This is a genomic window from Pseudomonas sp. S44 (genome assembly GCF_016624805.1).
Classification (GTDB): domain Bacteria; phylum Pseudomonadota; class Gammaproteobacteria; order Pseudomonadales; family Pseudomonadaceae; genus Aquipseudomonas; species Aquipseudomonas machongensis.
On sequence record NZ_JACVTY010000075.1, the window covers coordinates 1 to 274 of the forward strand.

The window sequence follows — 274 nt, forward strand, 5'->3', positions numbered from 1 at the left end:
CGCCCAGGGCGGGATCATCGCCGGTCGTGAAGTGAGCCTGACCGCGCTGACGGGCGATGTGATCAACGAACGCAGCGTTACCCGCCTGGAAGGCCGGGCTGGTGGCGAGCAGGTGACCAAGGACCTGGTCGACAGCGCAGCGCGTATCGAGGCGGCGAACGACCTGACCGTCACTGCCGGTCGGGATATCGGCAACGTGGTCGGGGTGCTCAAGGCGGGTGGCTCTTATTTAGGAAGTTTGATCAAGGGTGAAGATCCGACGTATTCACTTCTG

General features: G+C 62.8%; 1 protein-coding gene. It reads left to right on the plus strand.

Annotation, left to right across the window (positions count from 1 at the left end; translation table 11 throughout):
* On the plus strand, positions 1-274 hold a 274-nt coding region (locus tag IAE40_RS25585), incomplete at both ends, for a hypothetical protein (protein ID WP_200604073.1).